This window comes from Roseofilum sp. KMC-1 (genome assembly GCF_057802075.1).
Genome location: NZ_CM173605.1, coordinates 3,623,262 through 3,641,584 on the forward strand (window position 1 = coordinate 3,623,262; position 18,323 = coordinate 3,641,584).

Below are 18,323 nucleotides of genomic sequence, written 5' to 3' on the forward strand. Positions count from 1 at the left end.
CCACTTAAATTGTAATCTCTTCCTATTCTGGCCGATCAACCTTACCCTCTGTCTACCAAGGAGAACCAATTAGCGTAAACGCCGACCAATAAAATGGAGCTGCTAGATTATCAATAGCCAAATTCTCTAACTCTGAAGGGAGTTGTACCGCTCCCCGACTTCCTCGCAATTGGCGATCGCCCAAACTCACCTCTCCTCGCAACAGAGCCAGTTGCGCTTGGCGCAACGCTTCCGCTTTCATCGAAACCCTAGGTAACTGCTGATAAAATTCACTCATCAGCGCCAACGTTCCCCCATCACTCACATACCAAAGACTCGCTAGAGCAGACTGTACCCCACTTTCAAAAGCTAATCCCGCAAACCCTAATTCCGCTTCAGGATCGCCAATAGCCGTCCGACAAGCACTCAACACCAGTAAATCCAAAGGCGGATCATCCAAGGGCAGTTGACGCATCCGATCCAGGGTAAGCTGAGTATCCCAAAATTGAATATAGGATTGATTCGGCTGTCCCGGCTGAAATTCTGCATGGGTAGCTAAATGAACAATATCAAAATCCTGGGCTTGCAATTGAGCTTTTAAATTCTCTAACGTAAATTCCTCATTCAAAAAAGCTCGACTTTCCCAGGCATTTTCTCCCTGCACCATCCCCTCACGGAGTAATTCTAATTCTAGAGCCACTGCCGGTAGCGGCGCTAAATCCTTAAATTCCGAAGCTCCCATGGCCAAAATTTGCGTCTTTTCAGGGTTATCTGTTCCCACCGTCATTAAGTTAAACGCCGGGATCATCGCCAAGCTATATTTTTCCACTAAAAATTGCTCCCCATCCAATAAGGCGGCAAACGGAACCGATCTTAATCCCTTCCCCGTACATAACAGTAAAGTATCGATCCCTTCCCTCTCCAACTCGGCTTCTATGGGGCGAATAATCCACTCATAGAGTTGTTGCGCTGAGGATTCATATCGCCTCGTGCGAAGATATCGCGGATTCGTCACTGTAGAGCGAAATTCATCCGCTATCTTCACCAGATTACTCCTAGAAGCTTCTGGAATCTGACGATACGTCAGATTACCCTGAGCCGCAATCAACAGCAACTCTAGCTTTTCCGGCATCGGATGGATATACAGAAGGGCTGGCGTTTTTCCCGTTTCTTTCTCCTTCTGAGCTAGAAACTGGACAATTTCTGGTGCTTGCAGCCCTTGGGTATCTCTAGCAGGGGATTGAAAGTAGTTGCTAAATTCTTCTTTCCACATCTGCTCTAGATGGTTAACCACTTTGATTAACTCTTGTCGATCTGAAGATGCTTTGATCTTAGGGGATAGACTCCAGCTTAAATCACTGGTGACTAAAATCAGAGTGAATATAAGTGAAGATAAGATCAGGCTGGAGATCCACTGGGTTGCGCGTTTAGGCATGAGGGCATACTCAAAAATGAAAGGATCTCCTCTGTGATAACAAATTTAGGATAGCGATCGAATTATTTATCTACACAGAAAAAAACCTGCCCAAGCAGGTTTGAGTTATAGAGGCAGAACAATTGAGAATCATTAACCAATCACTGCCCGTAATTTCTCCAGCTTTTGAGGGGAAACAGAGGCTAAAGCTTTTTGCCCTTGTTCAGATTCAATTAACTTGACTAACTTCTGAACTGCTAGTTCAACTTCATTGGAAATGGGAGGATTGAGAACTTCATCAGCTTCTGGATGACAAACTCCAGCATCACACACCAAACCCAAGTCATGCCAATAGCGAGTGGGAATAGCGGTTCCCCGTTGCCCAATATGTTCGGCATTTAACCACTGGGTCTCTAGGTAAGATTGGGGAGATTGATAATATTTCTGCGATCGCGCATAAGGAACCGTAAAACAACCGAAAACTTTTCGATATTCTTCTGAATCCAGAATGGCAGTAATGAGCTGATCGACACCTTTCGTCGTTAAAATCTGTGAATAGTGCTGGATTTCTTCTTTATCCTTTGGCGCACGACCGAGAAAGTGTTTTAAGCAGATTTCTAAGAACTTCACATTGGAGTAACGGTGATAAAAAGACTCTAGATATACTGACGAATGACCTAGCTCTTTTAGAAACCGGCGCACTCCAATTTTATCATGTAAAAACTGATCTTCAGCTTTCTGCAAAACCTTGCGTTCATACTGATAGGGCTGACGCTCTAATACTTGGTAATACAGCGCGGTAAGTGCCTGTTGCCGTTCTTCAAGCGATGAAGTGCGGCTCACAGTTATGGGTTTAGGGGGGCAGTTCATGGGTTCATTTTCCTCCACAACAGGATGGGTTTACTTAAACATGAGAGTTCAACATCAAGGTGATAATTTTGATATAAGGATGGACTAAGCTACTACAGTCAGATGGTAATAAGTCATCGACTTCTTTATGCAAATAGTCGTAAACTCTCGTACAATGACTACTGCGTTTATACGCCACTAAAATCGTATCCAGCCAAAACATCATTTGTTCCTTGAAGAATAACTCGTCATTCCGCAGAATTGACAAGGCAATGTAACGAATTACAGACCCCATATCGTATTTGCATCGAGCGCCATGATTTTTGATCAACTCTGGATAGGCTTGGGCAAATTTGCGGAGGGTATTCACAATCAGTTTTTCACTATTTTCACTGAGAAGCTGATAGGTCTTGAGCCGAATTTGATAGCTTTGAAAATACTGCTCTAAGGAATACAGTTCTTGTGTATTTAGGTATCGGCCATCCGCTTCTATAAGTTTAGTATCTAGATCGTGATTTAAAGTATGCATGGTTATACCCTCGGAAGATGCTTAGAATGGGACTTAACTAATCCATGAATTGCTCAATTCTGGCTTACCTCTCTTCTACTAGGTTGCCTCAACCTTAAAATATTCTCAAGGTGTTGAATTGATTCTTAATAAAGATTTTTACATTTTTTGATGAATTCCCCCCCCAATAAGCCCTGAGTCTTGACGATTTTATCCTCGATCGCAGGCTTTAAGACGCTAGAGTACCCCTTTGTCCTATTCCCAGATGCCCAAACCCGCCCTCAGAGCTAGATTGGTCTCTAGCGAGAGGTCAGCCGGTTGTCGGTTTCTTTACAGTTTGTTACATTAATCGAGTGTAGAACTTGTATCTAACTCAAAAACAGCATGTTTACTGGTGTCACCGGTTTCTTTGGCAGTCCTGGAAATACAGATATGGGAGAGAAGCTCCTCAATACCGTGGCGAGCCAGTCTCTTCGTCATCTGTTTACCCGTAGTGAATCAATTGAGGTGTCTATTCGCTGTTATCCATCCAGCAAACTTCTACAAGGGGCGATCGATGGTTTACAAATGCACGGGCGCGGTTTGCTCATTCGTAATGATTTTCCAATGGAGGAGATGTCTTTTCAGACGGACGCTGTAGCCCTCGATTTTAGCGCTCTCCTGGCAGGTAAATTGCGCCTGAAGCAACCCACTCAAGCCGTTGCCCAAATTACTCTGTCTGAGTCTGGCATTAACCAATCTTTTCAGGCAAAATTGGTGACTAAACGCTTGGAGAATCTGAATCAACCGGCTTTGATGGAGTTATCTGGAGGCCATCCGGTTTCGTTTAAGGAGGTTTCGGTTGAGTTGCTCCCAAACAACCAAATTCGACTCTTTGCTAAAACAGATGTGGGCAGTTCGGATTTAATTCCCATCGCTATGAGAGCCACGTTAGGGGTCGAACGCCGCCGACGTATCCTATTTAGTGATGCTCAATTTGAATCGGATAACATTCCTCCACAACTGTGCGATCGTGCCCAATCTTTTACCCAAGTGCTGGCTGACATCTTGAATGATATGGTTGATCTAGATCGATTTAACCTAGATGGAGTCACTTTGCGGATTAATCGCCTAGAAACCCAAGGCAAAAACCTACTCTTTAGTGGCTATGCTCAAATCGATCGTTTTCCCGGTAATTAGCTTCTCATTTCTTCGCTAAACGTGATCGATAACCTATCTTCCTTTGGTGGAATTGTCATTGTGCCGTTGTTAGGGTTTTCTCTCCTAGCAACTACTTTGATCTTAGAACGTCTTCTGTTTTGGTGGCAGGTTACTCGCCGCCAAAAACAATTGGCACAAGAAGTGTTACGGATCTATCGTCAGGATGTGAAAACAACTTTGATTAAATTAGATCAAAATCGAGATTTACCTCTGGCCAGAATTTTTTTGGCTGCCCTAGAACTCGATCAACCTACCCCAGAAGAATTTCGATTAGCTCTTGAAAGTGCTGGACAAGCAGAAATCCCCATCCTGAAGCGATTTAATACTCTGTTTGAAACCGTGATTACGGTTGCCCCTCTTCTGGGCTTATTGGGAACCATTCTCGGCCTGATTCATGCTTTTTCTTCCCTGCGTATTGGAGACCTCGGTGGTATGGACAATCTTGGCGTAACCGCAGGAATTAGTGAAGCCTTAATTTCCACTGCTGTTGGCTTAGTCGTGGCGATCGTTACCCTGCTATTCACTAACCTATTCCGAGGCTTATATCGCCGACAAATTGCCTTGATCCAAGAATATGGTGGCCAACTAGAACTGATGTATCGCAAACGATCAACTCATTAAAAACCAACTTAACTTGAGCGTTTAAAACAACAAAACCCCTTTGTGTAAAAAGGGGTTTTGAGGAAGAATAACCTGGCACTGAGCTATTTTGCCCTGGGGTTACCCCCAAAGTATCGTCGCCGCTGCTGTGTTTAACTACCGAGTTCGGGATGGAGTCGGAGTGGTGCCACAGCGCTCACAGCACCAGGAAAGACAGTCGGGGAAAGAACCCTGAAGACTGCATAACGGTGAAGAAAATTCCGGCTCTACCTTGAGAATTAAATACAGGTCAAGCCCTCGGTCTATCAGTATGTCTCGGCTCCACCCATCGCTGGGCTTCCACCTAACACCTGTTTAACGGATCGTCTTTCCGTGACCTTACCTAGTTAACCTAGTGAGAGCACTCATCTTGAGGTGGGCTTCCCACTTAGATGCTTTCAGCGGTTATCCGCTCCGCACTTGGCTACCCTGCGTTTACCGTTGGCACGATAACAGGTACACCAGCGGTGCGTCCTTCCCGGTCCTCTCGTACTAAGGAAGGCTCCTCTCAATGCTCTTACGCCTACACCGGATATGGACCGAACTGTCTCACGACGTTCTGAACCCAGCTCACGTACCGCTTTAATGGGCGAACAGCCCAACCCTTGGGACCCACTTCCGCCCCAGGTTGCGATGAGCCGACATCGAGGTGCCAAACCTCCCCGTCGATGTGAACTCTTGGGGGAGATCAGCCTGTTATCCCTAGAGTAACTTTTATCCGTTGAGCGACGGCCCTTCCACTCAGCGCCGTCGGATCACTAAGGCCGTGTTTCCACCCTGCTTGAGTTGTCTCTCTTGCAGTCAAGCTCCCTTTTGCCTTTACACTCAATCGGCTGATTTCCGTCCAGCCTGAGGGAACCTTTGCGCGCCTCCGTTACTTTTTAGGAGGCGACCGCCCCAGTCAAACTACCCACCTGAAACGGTCCCTGTGCCGGGTCACGGCTTCAGGTTAGAATTCTAGCCTCGCCAGAGTGGTATCTCACCGTTGGCTCTGATTCCCCCACAAGGGAACCCTCAACGCCTCCCACCTATCCTGCGCAAGCGAAGCCCGAACCCAATTCCAGGCTATAGTAAAGCTTCATAGGGTCTTTCTGTCCAGGTGCAGGCAGTCCGTATCTTCACAGACACTCCTATTTCGCCGAGCCTCTCTCCGAGACAGCGCCCAGATCGTTACGCCTTTCGTGCGGGTCGGAACTTACCCGACAAGGAATTTCGCTACCTTAGGACCGTTATAGTTACGGCCGCCGTTCACCGGGGCTTCAGTCGCGAGCTTCGCTTTTGGCTAACCCACTTCCTTAACCTTCCGGCACTGGGCAGGCGTCAGCCCCCATACTGCGTCTTTCGACTTGGCGGAGACCTGTGTTTTTGGTAAACAGTCGCCTGGGCCTCTTCACTGCGACCACCATTTCTGGTGGCACCCCTTCTCCCGAAGTTACGGGGCCATTTTGCCGAGTTCCTTAGAGAGAGTTATCTCGCGCCCCTTGGTATTCTCTACCTCCCTACCTGTGTCGGTTTCGGGTACAGGTCAATACAAGACATTGGTGTTTAGAGCTTTTCTAGGAAGCTGGATCCGATTCTACTTCGCTGCCGTAGCTGCTCCCTATCACGTCTTAGCTTGGAAGGTTTTCTCCCTTCCTCAGCGCCTCGAACGCTTAGACCGGTAACCATCTTCCGGCTAGATCAGACCTTCTCCGTCCCTCTGCACCCCCCTGTATTGAGTACGGGATTATTGACCCGTTGTCCATCGACTACGCTTTTCAGCCTCGCCTTAGGTCCTGACTAACCCTCCGCGGACGAGCCTGCCGGAGGAACCCTTAGGGTTTCGGGGTATGGGATTCTCACCCATATTTTCGCTACTCAAGCCGACATTCTCACTTCTGTACTGTCCACACCTGCTTGCCGCTAGTGCTTCTCCCAATACAGAACGCTCCCCTACCACTTACTTTTCAGTAAGTCCACAGCTTCGGTAAACCACTTAGCCCCGTTCATTTTCGGCGCAGGAGCGCTTGACCAGTGAGCTATTACGCACTCTTTCAAGGATGGCTGCTTCTAGGCAAACCTCCTGGTTGTCTTAGCACTCCCACCTCCTTTATCACTTAGTGGTTATTTGGGGACCTTAGCTGGTGGTCTGGGCTGTTTCCCTCTTGACGATGAAGCTTATCCCCCACCGTCTGACTGGTTGGTTTTTCAACGGGTATTCTGAGTTTGACTCGATTTGGTACCGCTCTCGCAGCCCGCACCGAATCAGTGCTTTACCCCCCGTCTGGAACACCAACCGCTCTGCCTCAACAGATTTCGGGGAGAACCAGCTAGCTCCGGGTTCGATTGGCATTTCACCCCTAACCACACCTCATCCGCCGATTTTTCAACATCGGTCGGTTCGGACCTCCACTTGGTGTTACCCAAGCTTCATCCTGGACATGGTTAGATCACCCGGGTTCGGGTCTATAAATAATGACTTCAACGCCCTATTCAGACTCGCTTTCGCTTTGGCTTCAGCTATTTACGCCTTAACCTGCCATTACCTATAAGTCGCCGGCTCATTCTTCAACAGGCACACGGTCACTCGTTTAATCGAGCTTCCATTGCTTGTAAGCTAACGGTTTCAGGTTCTATTTCACTCCCCTCCCGGGGTTCTTTTCACCTTTCCCTCGCGGTACTGGTTCACTATCGGTCACACAGGAGTATTTAGCCTTACCACGTGGTCGTGGCTGATTCACTCGGGATTTCACTTAACCCAAGCTACTCGGGATACAGTCGGGGGGTTGAGATTTTTGACTACAGGACTTTCACCTCCTCTGGTGCAGCTTTCAACTGCTTCGTCTAATCCGCTCCCTCCCGTGCGACTGTCCCACTACCCCAACCCCAATTTGAGGTTGGTTTAGGCTTCTCCCCTTTCGCTCGCCGCTACTTAGGGAATCGCTTTTGCTTTCTCTTCCTCTGGCTACTAAGATGTTTCAGTTCGCCAGGTTCGCTCTCTCTAGCCTATGGATTCAGCTAGGAGTTTTTGGGTTGCCCCATTCGGATACCTCCGGATCAATGCTTGCTTCCAGCTCCCCGGAGCGTTTCGTCGGTCACCACGTCCTTCTTCGCCTCTGTGTGCCAAGGGATCCACCGTTAGCTCTTTGTAACTTGACCAGTTTTTTAACTCTCTTTTTACGAAAAGTCAGTTTTTCTGCTTTTTACGGTTTCTGCCTGAGATAAATAAGCTACAGCCTATTTATCTCCCTTGGAATTTTCTTTTCAGTTATGCAGTTTTCAAGGTTCTTTTTACTGGAGTTACTCTCCAGCCGACTCGGTTGCTCTCGCAACTTGAGGGGCTAGGGTCCCTTCTCTCTCTTTTTTCTTAATCTGGGCCATCCTGGACTTGAACCAGGGACCTCACCCTTATCAGGGGTGCGCTCTAACCACCTGAGCTAATAGCCCTTGACCGAACCCAACCTGTTTGAAAGCCTAATTTCTAAATCTTTTTGAGCTGACCTCGACCGACCTTGGGATTCTTCCCAGCATTATCTTTGCTTGGATTAGGTCTCCCTTTAAAGGAGGTGATCCAGCCACACCTTCCGGTACGGCTACCTTGTTACGACTTCACCCCAGTCATCAGCCCTGCCTTCGGCGTCCCCCTCCTCGAAAGGTTAGGGTAACGACTTCGGGCGTGGCCAACTTCCATGGTGTGACGGGCGGTGTGTACAAGGCCCGGGAACGGATTCACCGCCGTATGCTGACCGGCGATTACTAGCGATTCCTCCTTCATGCTCTCGAGTTGCAGAGAGCAATCTGAACTGAGACCGGGTTTCTGGGATTAGCTCACCTTCGCAGGCTGGCTGCCCTTTGTCCCGACCATTGTAGTACGTGTGTCGCCCAGGGCGTAAGGGGCATGCTGACTTGACGTCATCCCCACCTTCCTCCGGTTTGTCACCGGCAGTCTCTCTAGAGTTCCTAACTTAATATTGGCAACTAAAGACGAGGGTTGCGCTCGTTGCGGGACTTAACCCAACATCTCACGACACGAGCTGACGACAGCCATGCACCACCTGTGTTCGCGCTCCCGAAGGCACTTTCTCCTTTCAGAGAAATTCGCGACATGTCAAGCCCTGGTAAGGTTCTTCGCGTTGCATCGAATTAAACCACATACTCCACCGCTTGTGCGGGCCCCCGTCAATTCCTTTGAGTTTCACACTTGCGTGCGTACTCCCCAGGCGGGAGACTTAACGCGTTGGCTACGATACAGCACGGGTCGATACGTGCTACACCTAGTCTCCATCGTTTACGGCTAGGACTACAGGGGTATCTAATCCCTTTCGCTCCCCTAGCTTTCGTCCTTCAGTGTCAGGTCTGGCCCAGTAAAGCGCTTTCGCCACCGGTGTTCTTCCCGATATCTACGCATTTCACCGCTACACCGGGAATTCCCTTTACCCCTACCAGCCTCTAGCTAACCAGTTTCCATTGCCTTTCCACAGTTGAGCTGTGAGCTTTAACAACAGACTTAGTTCGCCACCTACAGACGCTTTACGCCCAATCATTCCGGATAACGCTTGCCTCCTCCGTATTACCGCGGCTGCTGGCACGGAGTTAGCCGAGGCTTATTCGTCAAGTACCGTCAGAACTTCTTCCTTGACAAAAGGGGTTTACGATCCAAAAACCTTCCTCCCCCACGCGGTCTTGCTCCGTCAGGCTTTCGCCCATTGCGGAAAATTCCCCACTGCTGCCTCCCGTAGGAGTCTGGGCCGTGTCTCAGTCCCAGTGTGGCTGCTCATCCTCTCAGACCAGCTACTGATCGTCGCCTTGGTAGGCTTTTACTCTACCAACTAGCTAATCAGACGCGAGCTCATCTCTGGGCAATAAATCTTTTACCTTTCGGCTCATCCGGTATTAGCCACCGTTTCCAGTGGTTGTCCCCGACCCAGAGGCAGATTCTCACGCGTTACTCACCCGTCCGCCACTCACTCCGAAGAGTTCGTTCGACTTGCATGTGTTAAGCAGACCGCCAGCGTTCATCCTGAGCCAGGATCAAACTCTCCGTGTTAACACTTTCGAGTTTTTTTGGCTTTTGGGATTGAAACTTTCGCTTCTTTCCCTTATCATCTTCATTAACTTTAGCTTTCCCCCTTAAGGAGGTCGCTTCAGTTTCATTCACTAACGAGGGTCTAACTCATTTAGTTTAGGCTTTCAAACTATAGAATTTTCTAGGTTCGGTGGCTTCGAGGGGGAGTCAGCGATTCGCTGCCGTCCTCTCAAGCACAAATACGAATATAGCCAATCCTTCCCTTCTTTGTCAACCCTTTTTTCAAACTTTTTTGGGAATTCACTGGAAACTCAATGAAATCAAGGGTTACAGCCAATCAGCAAAAATATAGCTTCGACAAGCGATCTGGCTCTCGCTTAGTAAAATGAGTCTAAATGCTTAGTTAAATTGTCCAAAAGCACGATATAAGTGGCTGGAACAGATACAAAAAAGAGGAAGGATCGAGTTCCCTCCTCTCTATAAGGTTTTTACCCAAAACTGATTGAAGTCTATTGAGCGGAAGCGGTGGTAATATCCGATTTCACACAGTTGAGCATCCGTAATGTGGCGGCTGCGGCGTAATTACGACGAGCGTTATCATTGGGAACAAACCGAGTCCCAGATTCATTCAATGGGGAAGCGACAGAGCAATAGGTAGACATCTGGGTAATGAGATCGGAAGCCCAATGATTGTTAACATCGCTAAAGGATTGGGGATTTTGTTTGGCTTCAAGTTGGGGATTCAAACCACTGGTTTTACGGGCAAATTCGGCTGCACGACGTTGGACAGCCATTAATTCTGCACGGGTGACAGATTGGGCGGGCTTAAATGTACCATCTGTGTATCCACTGACAATATTGTTGTCTTTTGCCCATTTGATTTTGGCTGCACTCCATCGAGAGGAAACAACATCAGGATAGGGAGATGTGGTGGTAGTTGTGGGGATGTTAACCTTAGTGCCCGGAATGGTTTTGAGAGATTCTAAAACCATGGAGACTAATTGTTCGCGTGTGAGGGGGTTTTGGGGACGGAAGGTGCTGTCTTCAGCAAAACCAGAAATAAAGCCGATATTGACTGCTTGATTGATTTCCGTGGCATAAATGTCATTGGCAATATCTTTGAAACTGGGAGTGGTGGGTGCAGGAGGATTGGGATCAACTGGGTTGGGATCGACTGGGTTGGGGGATGTACCAATCAATGCACTCAGTTGTTGATCGTTAAGTAGATAAACATGGCCGAGGGTTTGACCTTCATAGGAGCGTTTGGCAAAGCGCCAACCAGGATTGAGATAAATTTTGGCAAAATCGGAGGTTGTGCCATAGGTGCGACCAATTTCTATTTCTGGGCCTCCTGGGGTATTGGATGAGCCAACTAAGACTAAATCATTATTGCGATTAACAATTCGTAGGCTGTACTCGAGAGCGAGATCTTGATTATCAACGCGAATAGAAAAGCCATTACTATCGGTACTGCGACCACAAATACCGGTAAAGTCAAAATTAAGTAGAAGGGGATTAACAATGGTGGGGCTTTGGCCGCTTTCACTCCAGCATTGGCGGGTATTGGATTTTTGTTCCAAAATGAGGAGTTGATGGGCGTTTGTTCCTCGTGGAGCGGCGATCGCAATAAAATTATCCTGTTTGACTTCAGTATGATCGAAGAAGGCGCGAGCAATAGATACCCATGTAGTCATCCCAACCACAGTGGTGGTGGCAATAGCAGCTAAACGGGAGAGGAGTGATTTATTCATAATGGTTATTCGTGAGTAGACTTAATGTAAGCAGTGTACAAGAGAGGTGTTCTGTTCTCCAGTACCCCTCCAGTCGAAGGGTATCCGCAAATTGTTTCTAGAGGGTGTGACACTTTTAGAGCTGTCTATGACTGAGGATCTCCTGATATAAAGTCTGTAACTTGGCTTCTACAGGAGGCGGTTTAGAGGTAAAGCGGATAGAAAACCGATCTTTAGACTGATGATTATCTAGCACTTTGGCATAAATATCTTCTCTATTTTCCGGTTGCTCATCCTTAAAGAAATTAATTTTTAAGTTAGTTAATCCGGAGGGGATTTGATCGGCATACTCTGGATTAATCAGAATGGTTGCCCCTTTTTCTGATAAGGCAATTAACTCACCGTGATTGACCCGATCGCTAATATTTTTGCCCTCTAGGACAGCATACTTAAGAGGAATGGCTTGGGGTAAGGGAAAGAAATGCTCTTCTTCTTTGGGGAGATAAAGCTGGTACTGGCCGGCAATTCCGCCAATATCATAGATAGTAATTGGAGTTTTTACGCCTTTGGGGGTGACTTGTTTTTCGCTATTAATTTTGACCTCTGGGCCGGCTTCTATGAGAGTTGATTCAGAGACTAAAATTTGGCCGGCAGTCGTGTAAGACTCAATACGATAGGTCAAATTGACTTGAGAGCCAACTACACCATATTTTGTGCGCTTCTCGGAACCAATATTACCGACAACAACTTCGCCAGTATTGATGCCAACTCCCATTTCTAGGGAAGAGAGACCCCATTCCTTCATCTGCACATTCACTTGTTTCATGGCGAGTTGCATGGCTATAGCACAGGCGATCGCCCTTTGAGCATCATCTTCACGGGGAATGGGAGCGCCAAATAAGACTAAAATTCCATCCCCCATAAACTCATCGATGGTTCCCTGATATTCAGTAATTACATTGGCCATATGGCCGAGATAAAAGTTGAGGATTTTAATCACTTCTTCTGGAGAAAGGCGTTCAGAGAGAGCGGTAAAGCCCCGTAAATCGGAGGTGAGGATGGTAATTTTGCGTCGTTCACCGCCTAATTTTAAGCCTTCGGGATGCTCTAATAGGGTAGCGACGATTTCCTGGCTCAGATAGCGGCCAAAGGTTTTGCGAATATCTCCGGCACTGCGGGCAATATAGCCTGTAATGACCACTAAAGATCCAACTAAGCTGAGGAGGGGGGGAACCACAGGTAACCACCATCCGATTAAAAAGGCTCCATAGGTTGTCAGGATTAATAGGGGAAGGGTAGCAATAGGGGCGATCGCCTTACGAATTGTAGAGGGATTCAACCCTACACTATGGCGTAATCTCCAGGTTAAAATGGCTCCAACCCAAGCCCAGAAGAGAATCCAGAGGTTTTCTCCTATCTCATGCCAGCTTTTAAGTAGGGGTCGGCCGTCTAGGGCAGAACTGAGGATTAAACTGGTAATATTGGCGTGAATTTCCACCCCTGCCATGCGTTCTGAGGGAGTCCGGGTATAGGGTGTGGGAAAGAGGTCTTGAAAGGATTCTCCCACTGCCCCAATTAAAACAATCCGATCTTTAGCCCAATCTTCGGGGACTCGATCTTGCAAGACATCCATCAGGGAAACTGTCTCAAAGGATTTATTGGGCCCGTGATAATTGAGCATTAATTGATATCCACCTTCTGCTTCACCCAAATAGGCTCCTATATTGGGTGGAAGAGGGGCAAAAACAGTTTTTCCTAACCGCCAAGTTTTTTCACCTAGGACTTCAGGCCCAATGCCTTCCGGTTGCAGATACAGTAGGGCGAGATAAAGAGGGAGACCATAAATGGTTTCCCCTTCTGGAGTATCTAAAGAGACTAATGCCCGACGCACTTTACTATCAGCATCGGGCAATAAATCATTGGCTCCTACCTGATTTTTGGCTTTTAAGGCAGGAGGGGGATCGACGCGATCGCGTTGGTTATCTCCTACAGCCTTTTGAATACCGATCAAATAGTTAGTATTCTCAAAAACTTCCACTAGGCTCTGATGTCCGGGTTCAACTGGTAAATCCCGGTAAATATCCAAACCAATCGCCCTAGGTTCCATAGCAATTAACTTCTGGAGGAGATCGGCATAAATCTGATCGGGAATAATCGCCTGACCAATTTCTTGCAGATCGGCTTCATTAATACCCACAATCACAATCCGGCGATCGCGAGGTTCTAGGGGCCGCCAGCGCATATACAAATCAAATAGGGCCCATTCTCCCCCTTGTAATGCGCCCATTAACCGCAACACAATAACCAGTAAGGTTACTGAAGGAGTCGCGATCCAGACTCCTCGCTGTTGCCATAACCAATCTTTAATTGTTTGCCACATAGAACCTAGGGTTACAGTAGTCTTCCGTTATACGGTCTGTGAAGTACGCACCCTACAATACTGAACAATGCTAAGGATTTCCGGTGATGCTTTCTAAGGAAAGCATGGGGGTTTGGGTTAGTTTATCCAAACCTACGGATTTCAAGAGACTTTCCCAAGGTTCAGTATCTAATTCTCGTAATTGAGCGGCGATCGCTAGACTATCGTACCAAACTTTAGCCTCGGCCAGCAGCTCTGCTTGTTTGAGTAAGTCTTCTTCAGCTTGGGCGGCTTGCAAAGCTGCCATTACATTTGGATCTAAGGTAACATGACGAATCTGCCCTTGAATGGATTCATCACCTCCTCGGTCACTGGGATTACAAACCAGACTAAATAGCCAGGTATATTCGCTTGAATTTCCCATCGTTTCGGGTAGATTCATGGTTACACTGACGATCCCACCATCTTGGGAGAGTTGTATATCCTCCTTGATATAGACATCTTTCCCATCCCCATCAACTAAAATAAACTCCGCCGATTGTGCTTTGGTTTTAGGCACATAAAAGAACATGGTCGGGGTATTACTAGCGGTTTGACCTACATAATTGGCAGGTTGAGGGGGTTTTAAAGCCATCAAGGAGAGTTCATTTTGGGGGGTGACGCAAGCGGAAGCTCCCCTAACTCCACCACCCGCACTTCCTCCTGTAGGAGCGCCAACGCCACTTGTGGGAGGAAATTCTAGAGCGATCGCCCCTGGAGGTATTAGAATGGGAGTGAGTATAAGTGCCAGGAATCTCAGGGAGGAAGGAAAAAGTTTGAAGTTCATAGGGTGAATAGATCTCCTTTGGGCAAACAGTTGGGTGGGTTTCTCTACCCTGGCATAGCATTATGGGTAAAGTCTTCACCCGATAGGCTAAACTCTAATGGGCAATTTTAGAACAGCAATGCGATCGCCTGACTAGAGCAGGAGCAGAGAAGCTTTATGTTCATATTGACCGTGGGCTGCTAAGAATCATTATCCCCAGTTCAAGGACTGACGAGATCAAAAAGGGTAAGTTCCATAAAATTAGAGAAGCTTTTTTTAGTGGTAGAGTAAAACTTAATCGGGTTTTACCGATCATTGGTAAATCCTATACAACAAATTGTGAAGTTTATTCAAGAGTCCCCGGGTGGAAATTTAGGGATGAAAATTGCAATTATTGGATGTGGTTATGTGGGAAGTGCCTGTAGTCGATATTGGCTCGAGCGAGGGCATCAGGTGACGGTGACGACAACGACACCGGAGCGGGTTAGGGATTTAGAGGCGATCGCTCATCAGGTTATTGTTCTAGAGGGGAGTAATACCCCAGAACTCCAGAATGCAATCCAAGACCAGGAGATTATTCTTCTCAGTGTAGGGGCAAAACGCACTAATCGCAGCCCAGAGGGTTATCGAGATACCTATTTGGGAACGGCTCAAAGCCTAGTTTGTGCCCTAGAGAATGCACCCGAAGTCCGCCAGGTTATTTATACCAGCAGTTATCAAGTGTATGGCGATCGCCAAGGGAACAGTGCTGATGAAAACACCCCCATTGCGCCTGTCTCTGAGAATGGTAAAATTTTAGCCCAAACGGAGCAGGTGCTTTTAAATGCCAATACTCCTGAGCGTAAGGTCTGTATTGTTCGCTTGGGGGGAATTTACGGCCCGAATCGGGAATTAATTAAAATTTATCGTAGCATGGCAGGAACGGCACGTCCTGGAACCGGACAAGAAGCCACCAATTGGATTCATCTAGAGGATATTGTTGGGGCGATTGCCCATAGTTGCGATCGAGGGTTGCAGGGCATTTATAATTTAGTCGATGATGCCCATTTAACTCGCCAAGACTTTCTCGATCGCCTATTGAGTTTAAATCAATATCCTGCCGTGACTTGGGATGCCAGTTTACCCGACCCTAGACCCTATAATGTTTGGGTCTCCAATCAAAAAATTAAGGAGACTGGTTATTTATTGCGCTATGGCGATCGCCAGTTAAATTAGTCCTCAAACTCTCCTGCCATCAAACTTAAACTGATTAGTGCTAATTTACGTTACGATCAACCCGATCGTGGCAAGGGGTATCGATCTCCGATCGCTTTCTCGTCATAACCAAGTGTTACTCAAATAACAGTACATTGCAGTAACATGGGACATCATTCATAATAACCCCTAGGGTAAAACCCTAATCTGAATTTATGTAAACCCTAATTTAACCCTTTTATAGATGAGCAAAATTTCTTACTTTGTCGGTGGTGTCATGGGTTTGGCGATCGCCAGCACTTTTCTGATGGGGGCTTCCGCTCAAGGCTGTTTCCTAAGCAAGTCTGTTGGTGAAGGGATCGGTGAAAACCAGGCTTCCCATAGCCATATTACTGACTTGGCGAAAAACAAGCCCTTAGCTCTAGTAGCGGGTTTAGCCGGTATTGGTGGACTCGGTATTGCGGGAATGATGCTCAAAAGCAAAGCTTCAGCTCTCGTCAATAGTGGAGTCACTGAAACCCCAGAACTCGACTACGAGGTAGAGACAGTGGTTACCAATGTAACGGCTGAATTAGATCCCGATCTCGAAGGGAGCGATCGCACCCTAACCTCCGTGGGTTGATATCGAAGTGGTAGGGTGGCCATGATCCATCCTACCTAGACTGGGTTAATACTGCTAGAGCAAAATGCTAAAACTCCATGTCTCCCACCTCCTTAACCTCTCAACCCTTTTCCCTGCGTCAAGCCCTAATTCAAGGGTTAGGTATTGAGACCCTCTATGGAAAAATAGTTAACCTCAGTCTGATTAGCCTAGTGCTGATCTCTGCCGCCATTTTTGTGATCCAAACCTATGATATTTCCCCCAATATCCATCAAATTCTCGATCGCATCAACACCTGGATTTTGATGAGCTTTATTGTGGAATACCTCCTGCGGTTATGGTGTGCCCCACAAAAAATCAATTATTTATTTAGTCTTTATTCCCTCATCGATCTATTGATCTTTATGCCCTTCATTATTGGGCTATTTGGCATCGAAATCGGCATTTCAGAAAACCTGATTTGGTTTAGAATTCTCCATTTATTACGCTATATGCAGCCGAAAACTTTTTTGGGAATTATAAACTCAGAAGATAACCTCATTGTGGCTCATATTCTATTCACTCTATTTTCCATTATTTTTGTCTATTCTGGCTTAATTTACCAGATTGAACATGCCATCAATCCCCAAGCCTTCCGCCATTTTTTCGACGCTCTTTACTTCTGCATTGTCACCATGACTACCGTCGGGTTTGGAGATATTACCCCCCTTTCCGAAGCCGGACGCTGGATCACTTTAGCCATGATTTTAACCGGAGTCGGATTAATTCCTTGGCAAGTGGGCGATTTAGTAAAGCACTTTGTCAAAGATGCTCAAAAAGTGCGCGTGGAATGTCACAATTGTGGTTTGTTCTTTCATGATTCAGATGCTAAATTCTGTAAACATTGTGGCTCTAGTTTAGTCCAGTTGACAAATCATCCATCCCAGGAAAATCAAAACTCCCTGACTTCGCGATCGCCCTAAATGCTTAGATTTCTTCTGTGTCTAAGCCAACTTCGTGCCGAAATCGGAGCAACTCCAGGGAGCGATCGCCATAAACCCCCTCAATTTGCTCTTCGCAGCACTCGATGGCAAAATCATTCAACTCCTGGGCTGTAATTCCAAACATCCGCTCATAAACATCCGGTTGCACCCGACAGAATTGGGGACGGTCTAGATAAATCGTACATTCTTTGCTTAAATGGTCAAAGTGGATGCACCAACCATCAGGGCCCACCAAACTATAGTAGAGTTCTAACTCACTAGGGGATAGGTATTGGTCGAGATCCGGTCGTTCGTCTGGATCGAGATGGCAGCACGCACCACACTGTTTAATACAACGCCAAGTTGCCATAAAGCTACTCCGTAAGCTGGACTGGGGAATTGGGCTAAACTTTATTGAGTTTTGTTAACTTCCTTAAAGCTTGGGGTCGATCCCCATGTAAAATCAGAAGTTGCATTCTGTCTATATAATTGCATCAACTCCTAGGGTTGAGAGTGGAGGAGCCATGGATTTTGTCACAAATTTGTTCACAGGTATTGCCAGTATCGATTGGGTACTCATTGCACAGCTACTAATGCTAACATTAGTAGTGGTAGCTGGCCCAGCCGTTATCTTTGTTTTATTTTTACGAGGTGGCGACCTCTAGTATATCGTTCACTCCTTACGCACTAAAGCCCGATCGCATCGGGCTTTTTTTTAACTAGCGCTACGTCCTATCACCGTTTGAGTCTATGGAGGCTAATCATGGCTAAACTCACCATTCGTACTCTACATAAAACCCTCGCTCCCATTGTCCTGCTTCCCCTGTTTACCACCGTCTTTACCGGAGTTTCCTACCGGTTAGCCAAAGATTGGTTTGGACTCACCCGCGATCAAGTGCATATCCTGATGGCGATCCATGAAGGAGAATATTTCGGTAAATCCTTTGAATCCTTTTATGTTTTGCTCAATGGCTTAGGTTTACTCTGGATGTTAATTACTGGGTTAACCATGTTAATTAACCATTGGCGCAAGCAATGGCGCATGAAAGCCAAAAGTGCTGATAGTTGAGGTTGCCTA

14 protein-coding genes, 1 tRNA gene and 3 rRNA genes are annotated in these 18,323 nt (G+C 46.9%); 7 read left to right on the top strand and 11 right to left on the bottom strand.

The window, feature by feature from the left end; genetic code table 11:
- Positions 1-52 precede the first annotated feature (52 nt).
- The 3 genes from AC3FZD_RS16670 to AC3FZD_RS16680 all read right to left on the bottom strand — a co-directional run bounded on the left by AC3FZD_RS16670 (position 53) and on the right by AC3FZD_RS16680 (position 2,771).
- Positions 53-1,414, bottom strand: a complete 1,362-nt coding sequence (locus tag AC3FZD_RS16670; protein WP_488737108.1) for a CHAT domain-containing protein — start codon at positions 1,412-1,414, stop codon at positions 53-55.
- A 132-nt stretch (positions 1,415-1,546) separates the two neighbouring features.
- A complete protein-coding gene (locus tag AC3FZD_RS16675) occupies positions 1,547-2,236 on the bottom strand; it encodes a phycobilisome rod-core linker polypeptide (RefSeq protein ID WP_488737109.1) in 690 nt (229 codons plus the stop codon).
- Between the two features lie 61 nt (positions 2,237-2,297).
- Positions 2,298-2,771: a globin family protein gene (locus tag AC3FZD_RS16680; protein WP_488737110.1), complete on the bottom strand. Its 474-nt coding sequence runs from the start codon at positions 2,769-2,771 to the stop codon at positions 2,298-2,300.
- A gap of 363 nt (positions 2,772-3,134) precedes the next feature.
- Between AC3FZD_RS16680 and AC3FZD_RS16685 the strand changes: the two genes are divergently transcribed.
- Entirely contained in the window at positions 3,135-3,929 is a 795-nt protein-coding gene (locus AC3FZD_RS16685; protein ID WP_488737111.1) for an LmeA family phospholipid-binding protein, read from the top strand.
- 24 nt (positions 3,930-3,953) lie between these two features.
- Positions 3,954-4,571, top strand: coding sequence for a MotA/TolQ/ExbB proton channel family protein (locus AC3FZD_RS16690; RefSeq protein WP_488740367.1), 618 nt, complete (start codon positions 3,954-3,956; stop codon positions 4,569-4,571).
- 70 nt (positions 4,572-4,641) lie between these two features.
- On the opposite strand, the gene rrf is transcribed toward AC3FZD_RS16690, so the two are convergent.
- From rrf to AC3FZD_RS16725, 7 genes are all read right to left on the bottom strand, one after another.
- A 5S ribosomal RNA gene (gene rrf / locus AC3FZD_RS16695) occupies positions 4,642-4,759 on the bottom strand.
- Positions 4,760-4,835: 76 nt separating this feature from the next.
- Positions 4,836-7,727 (bottom strand): 23S ribosomal RNA (locus tag AC3FZD_RS16700).
- A gap of 214 nt (positions 7,728-7,941) precedes the next feature.
- Positions 7,942-8,015 (bottom strand) — tRNA-Ile (locus AC3FZD_RS16705).
- 112 nt (positions 8,016-8,127) lie between these two features.
- A 16S ribosomal RNA gene (locus AC3FZD_RS16710) occupies positions 8,128-9,615 on the bottom strand.
- The 16S, 23S and 5S rRNA genes sit together here with 1 tRNA gene alongside, the layout of an rRNA operon.
- 488 nt (positions 9,616-10,103) lie before the next feature.
- Positions 10,104-11,345 carry a DUF3747 domain-containing protein gene (locus AC3FZD_RS16715; protein WP_488737112.1) on the bottom strand — a complete coding sequence of 414 codons (1,242 nt, stop codon included), beginning with the start codon at positions 11,343-11,345 and terminating at the stop codon, positions 10,104-10,106.
- Between the two features lie 115 nt (positions 11,346-11,460).
- The gene (locus AC3FZD_RS16720) at positions 11,461-13,704 is read right to left on the bottom strand and encodes a CHASE2 domain-containing protein (protein ID WP_488737113.1); all 2,244 of its coding nucleotides are present in this window, start codon (positions 13,702-13,704) and stop codon (positions 11,461-11,463) included.
- A 70-nt stretch (positions 13,705-13,774) separates the two neighbouring features.
- Positions 13,775-14,509: a DUF928 domain-containing protein gene (locus AC3FZD_RS16725; protein ID WP_488737114.1), complete on the bottom strand. Its 735-nt coding sequence runs from the start codon at positions 14,507-14,509 to the stop codon at positions 13,775-13,777.
- Positions 14,510-14,866: 357 nt separating this feature from the next.
- On the opposite strand from AC3FZD_RS16725, the gene AC3FZD_RS16730 reads away from it, so the two are divergent.
- From AC3FZD_RS16730 to AC3FZD_RS16740, 3 genes are all read left to right on the top strand, one after another.
- The gene (locus tag AC3FZD_RS16730) at positions 14,867-15,703 is read left to right on the top strand and encodes an SDR family oxidoreductase (protein WP_488737115.1); all 837 of its coding nucleotides are present in this window, start codon (positions 14,867-14,869) and stop codon (positions 15,701-15,703) included.
- A 223-nt stretch (positions 15,704-15,926) separates the two neighbouring features.
- The gene (locus tag AC3FZD_RS16735; RefSeq protein WP_488737116.1) at positions 15,927-16,304 is read left to right on the top strand and encodes a hypothetical protein; all 378 of its coding nucleotides are present in this window, start codon (positions 15,927-15,929) and stop codon (positions 16,302-16,304) included.
- A 77-nt stretch (positions 16,305-16,381) separates the two neighbouring features.
- Positions 16,382-17,245, top strand: a complete 864-nt coding sequence (locus AC3FZD_RS16740; protein WP_488737117.1) for an ion transporter — start codon at positions 16,382-16,384, stop codon at positions 17,243-17,245.
- A 4-nt stretch (positions 17,246-17,249) separates the two neighbouring features.
- Here AC3FZD_RS16740 and AC3FZD_RS16745 read toward each other — a convergent pair whose 3' ends face one another.
- Positions 17,250-17,615, bottom strand: coding sequence for a YkgJ family cysteine cluster protein (locus AC3FZD_RS16745; protein WP_488737118.1), 366 nt, complete (start codon positions 17,613-17,615; stop codon positions 17,250-17,252).
- Positions 17,616-17,769: 154 nt separating this feature from the next.
- Here AC3FZD_RS16745 and psb30 point away from each other — a divergent pair, with 154 nt between their 5' ends.
- On the top strand, positions 17,770-17,910 hold the full coding sequence (gene psb30, locus AC3FZD_RS16750) for a photosystem II reaction center protein Ycf12/Psb30 (protein WP_488737119.1): 141 nt from the start codon (positions 17,770-17,772) through the stop codon (positions 17,908-17,910).
- 98 nt (positions 17,911-18,008) lie between these two features.
- Positions 18,009-18,314, top strand: a complete 306-nt coding sequence (locus AC3FZD_RS16755; RefSeq protein WP_488737120.1) for a PepSY domain-containing protein — start codon at positions 18,009-18,011, stop codon at positions 18,312-18,314.
- The last annotated feature ends 9 nt before the right edge of the window (positions 18,315-18,323 follow it).

Excerpts from the sequence above, each read along its gene's own strand:
- AC3FZD_RS16735 (WP_488737116.1), top strand. The coding sequence starts at position 15,927 with ATGAGCAAAATTTCTTACTTTGTCGGTGGTGTCATGGGTTTGGCGATC.
- AC3FZD_RS16670 (WP_488737108.1), bottom strand. The coding sequence starts at position 1,414 with ATGCCTAAACGCGCAACCCAGTGGATCTCCAGCCTGATCTTATCTTCA.
- AC3FZD_RS16745 (WP_488737118.1), bottom strand. The coding sequence starts at position 17,615 with ATGGCAACTTGGCGTTGTATTAAACAGTGTGGTGCGTGCTGCCATCTC.
- AC3FZD_RS16755 (WP_488737120.1), top strand. The coding sequence starts at position 18,009 with ATGGCTAAACTCACCATTCGTACTCTACATAAAACCCTCGCTCCCATT.
- AC3FZD_RS16680 (WP_488737110.1), bottom strand. The coding sequence starts at position 2,771 with ATGCATACTTTAAATCACGATCTAGATACTAAACTTATAGAAGCGGAT.
- AC3FZD_RS16685 (WP_488737111.1), top strand. The coding sequence starts at position 3,135 with ATGTTTACTGGTGTCACCGGTTTCTTTGGCAGTCCTGGAAATACAGAT.
- AC3FZD_RS16730 (WP_488737115.1), top strand. The coding sequence starts at position 14,867 with ATGAAAATTGCAATTATTGGATGTGGTTATGTGGGAAGTGCCTGTAGT.
- AC3FZD_RS16715 (WP_488737112.1), bottom strand. The coding sequence starts at position 11,345 with ATGAATAAATCACTCCTCTCCCGTTTAGCTGCTATTGCCACCACCACT.
- psb30 (WP_488737119.1), top strand. The coding sequence starts at position 17,770 with ATGGATTTTGTCACAAATTTGTTCACAGGTATTGCCAGTATCGATTGG.
- AC3FZD_RS16720 (WP_488737113.1), bottom strand. The coding sequence starts at position 13,704 with ATGTGGCAAACAATTAAAGATTGGTTATGGCAACAGCGAGGAGTCTGG.
- AC3FZD_RS16725 (WP_488737114.1), bottom strand. The coding sequence starts at position 14,509 with ATGAACTTCAAACTTTTTCCTTCCTCCCTGAGATTCCTGGCACTTATA.
- AC3FZD_RS16740 (WP_488737117.1), top strand. The coding sequence starts at position 16,382 with ATGTCTCCCACCTCCTTAACCTCTCAACCCTTTTCCCTGCGTCAAGCC.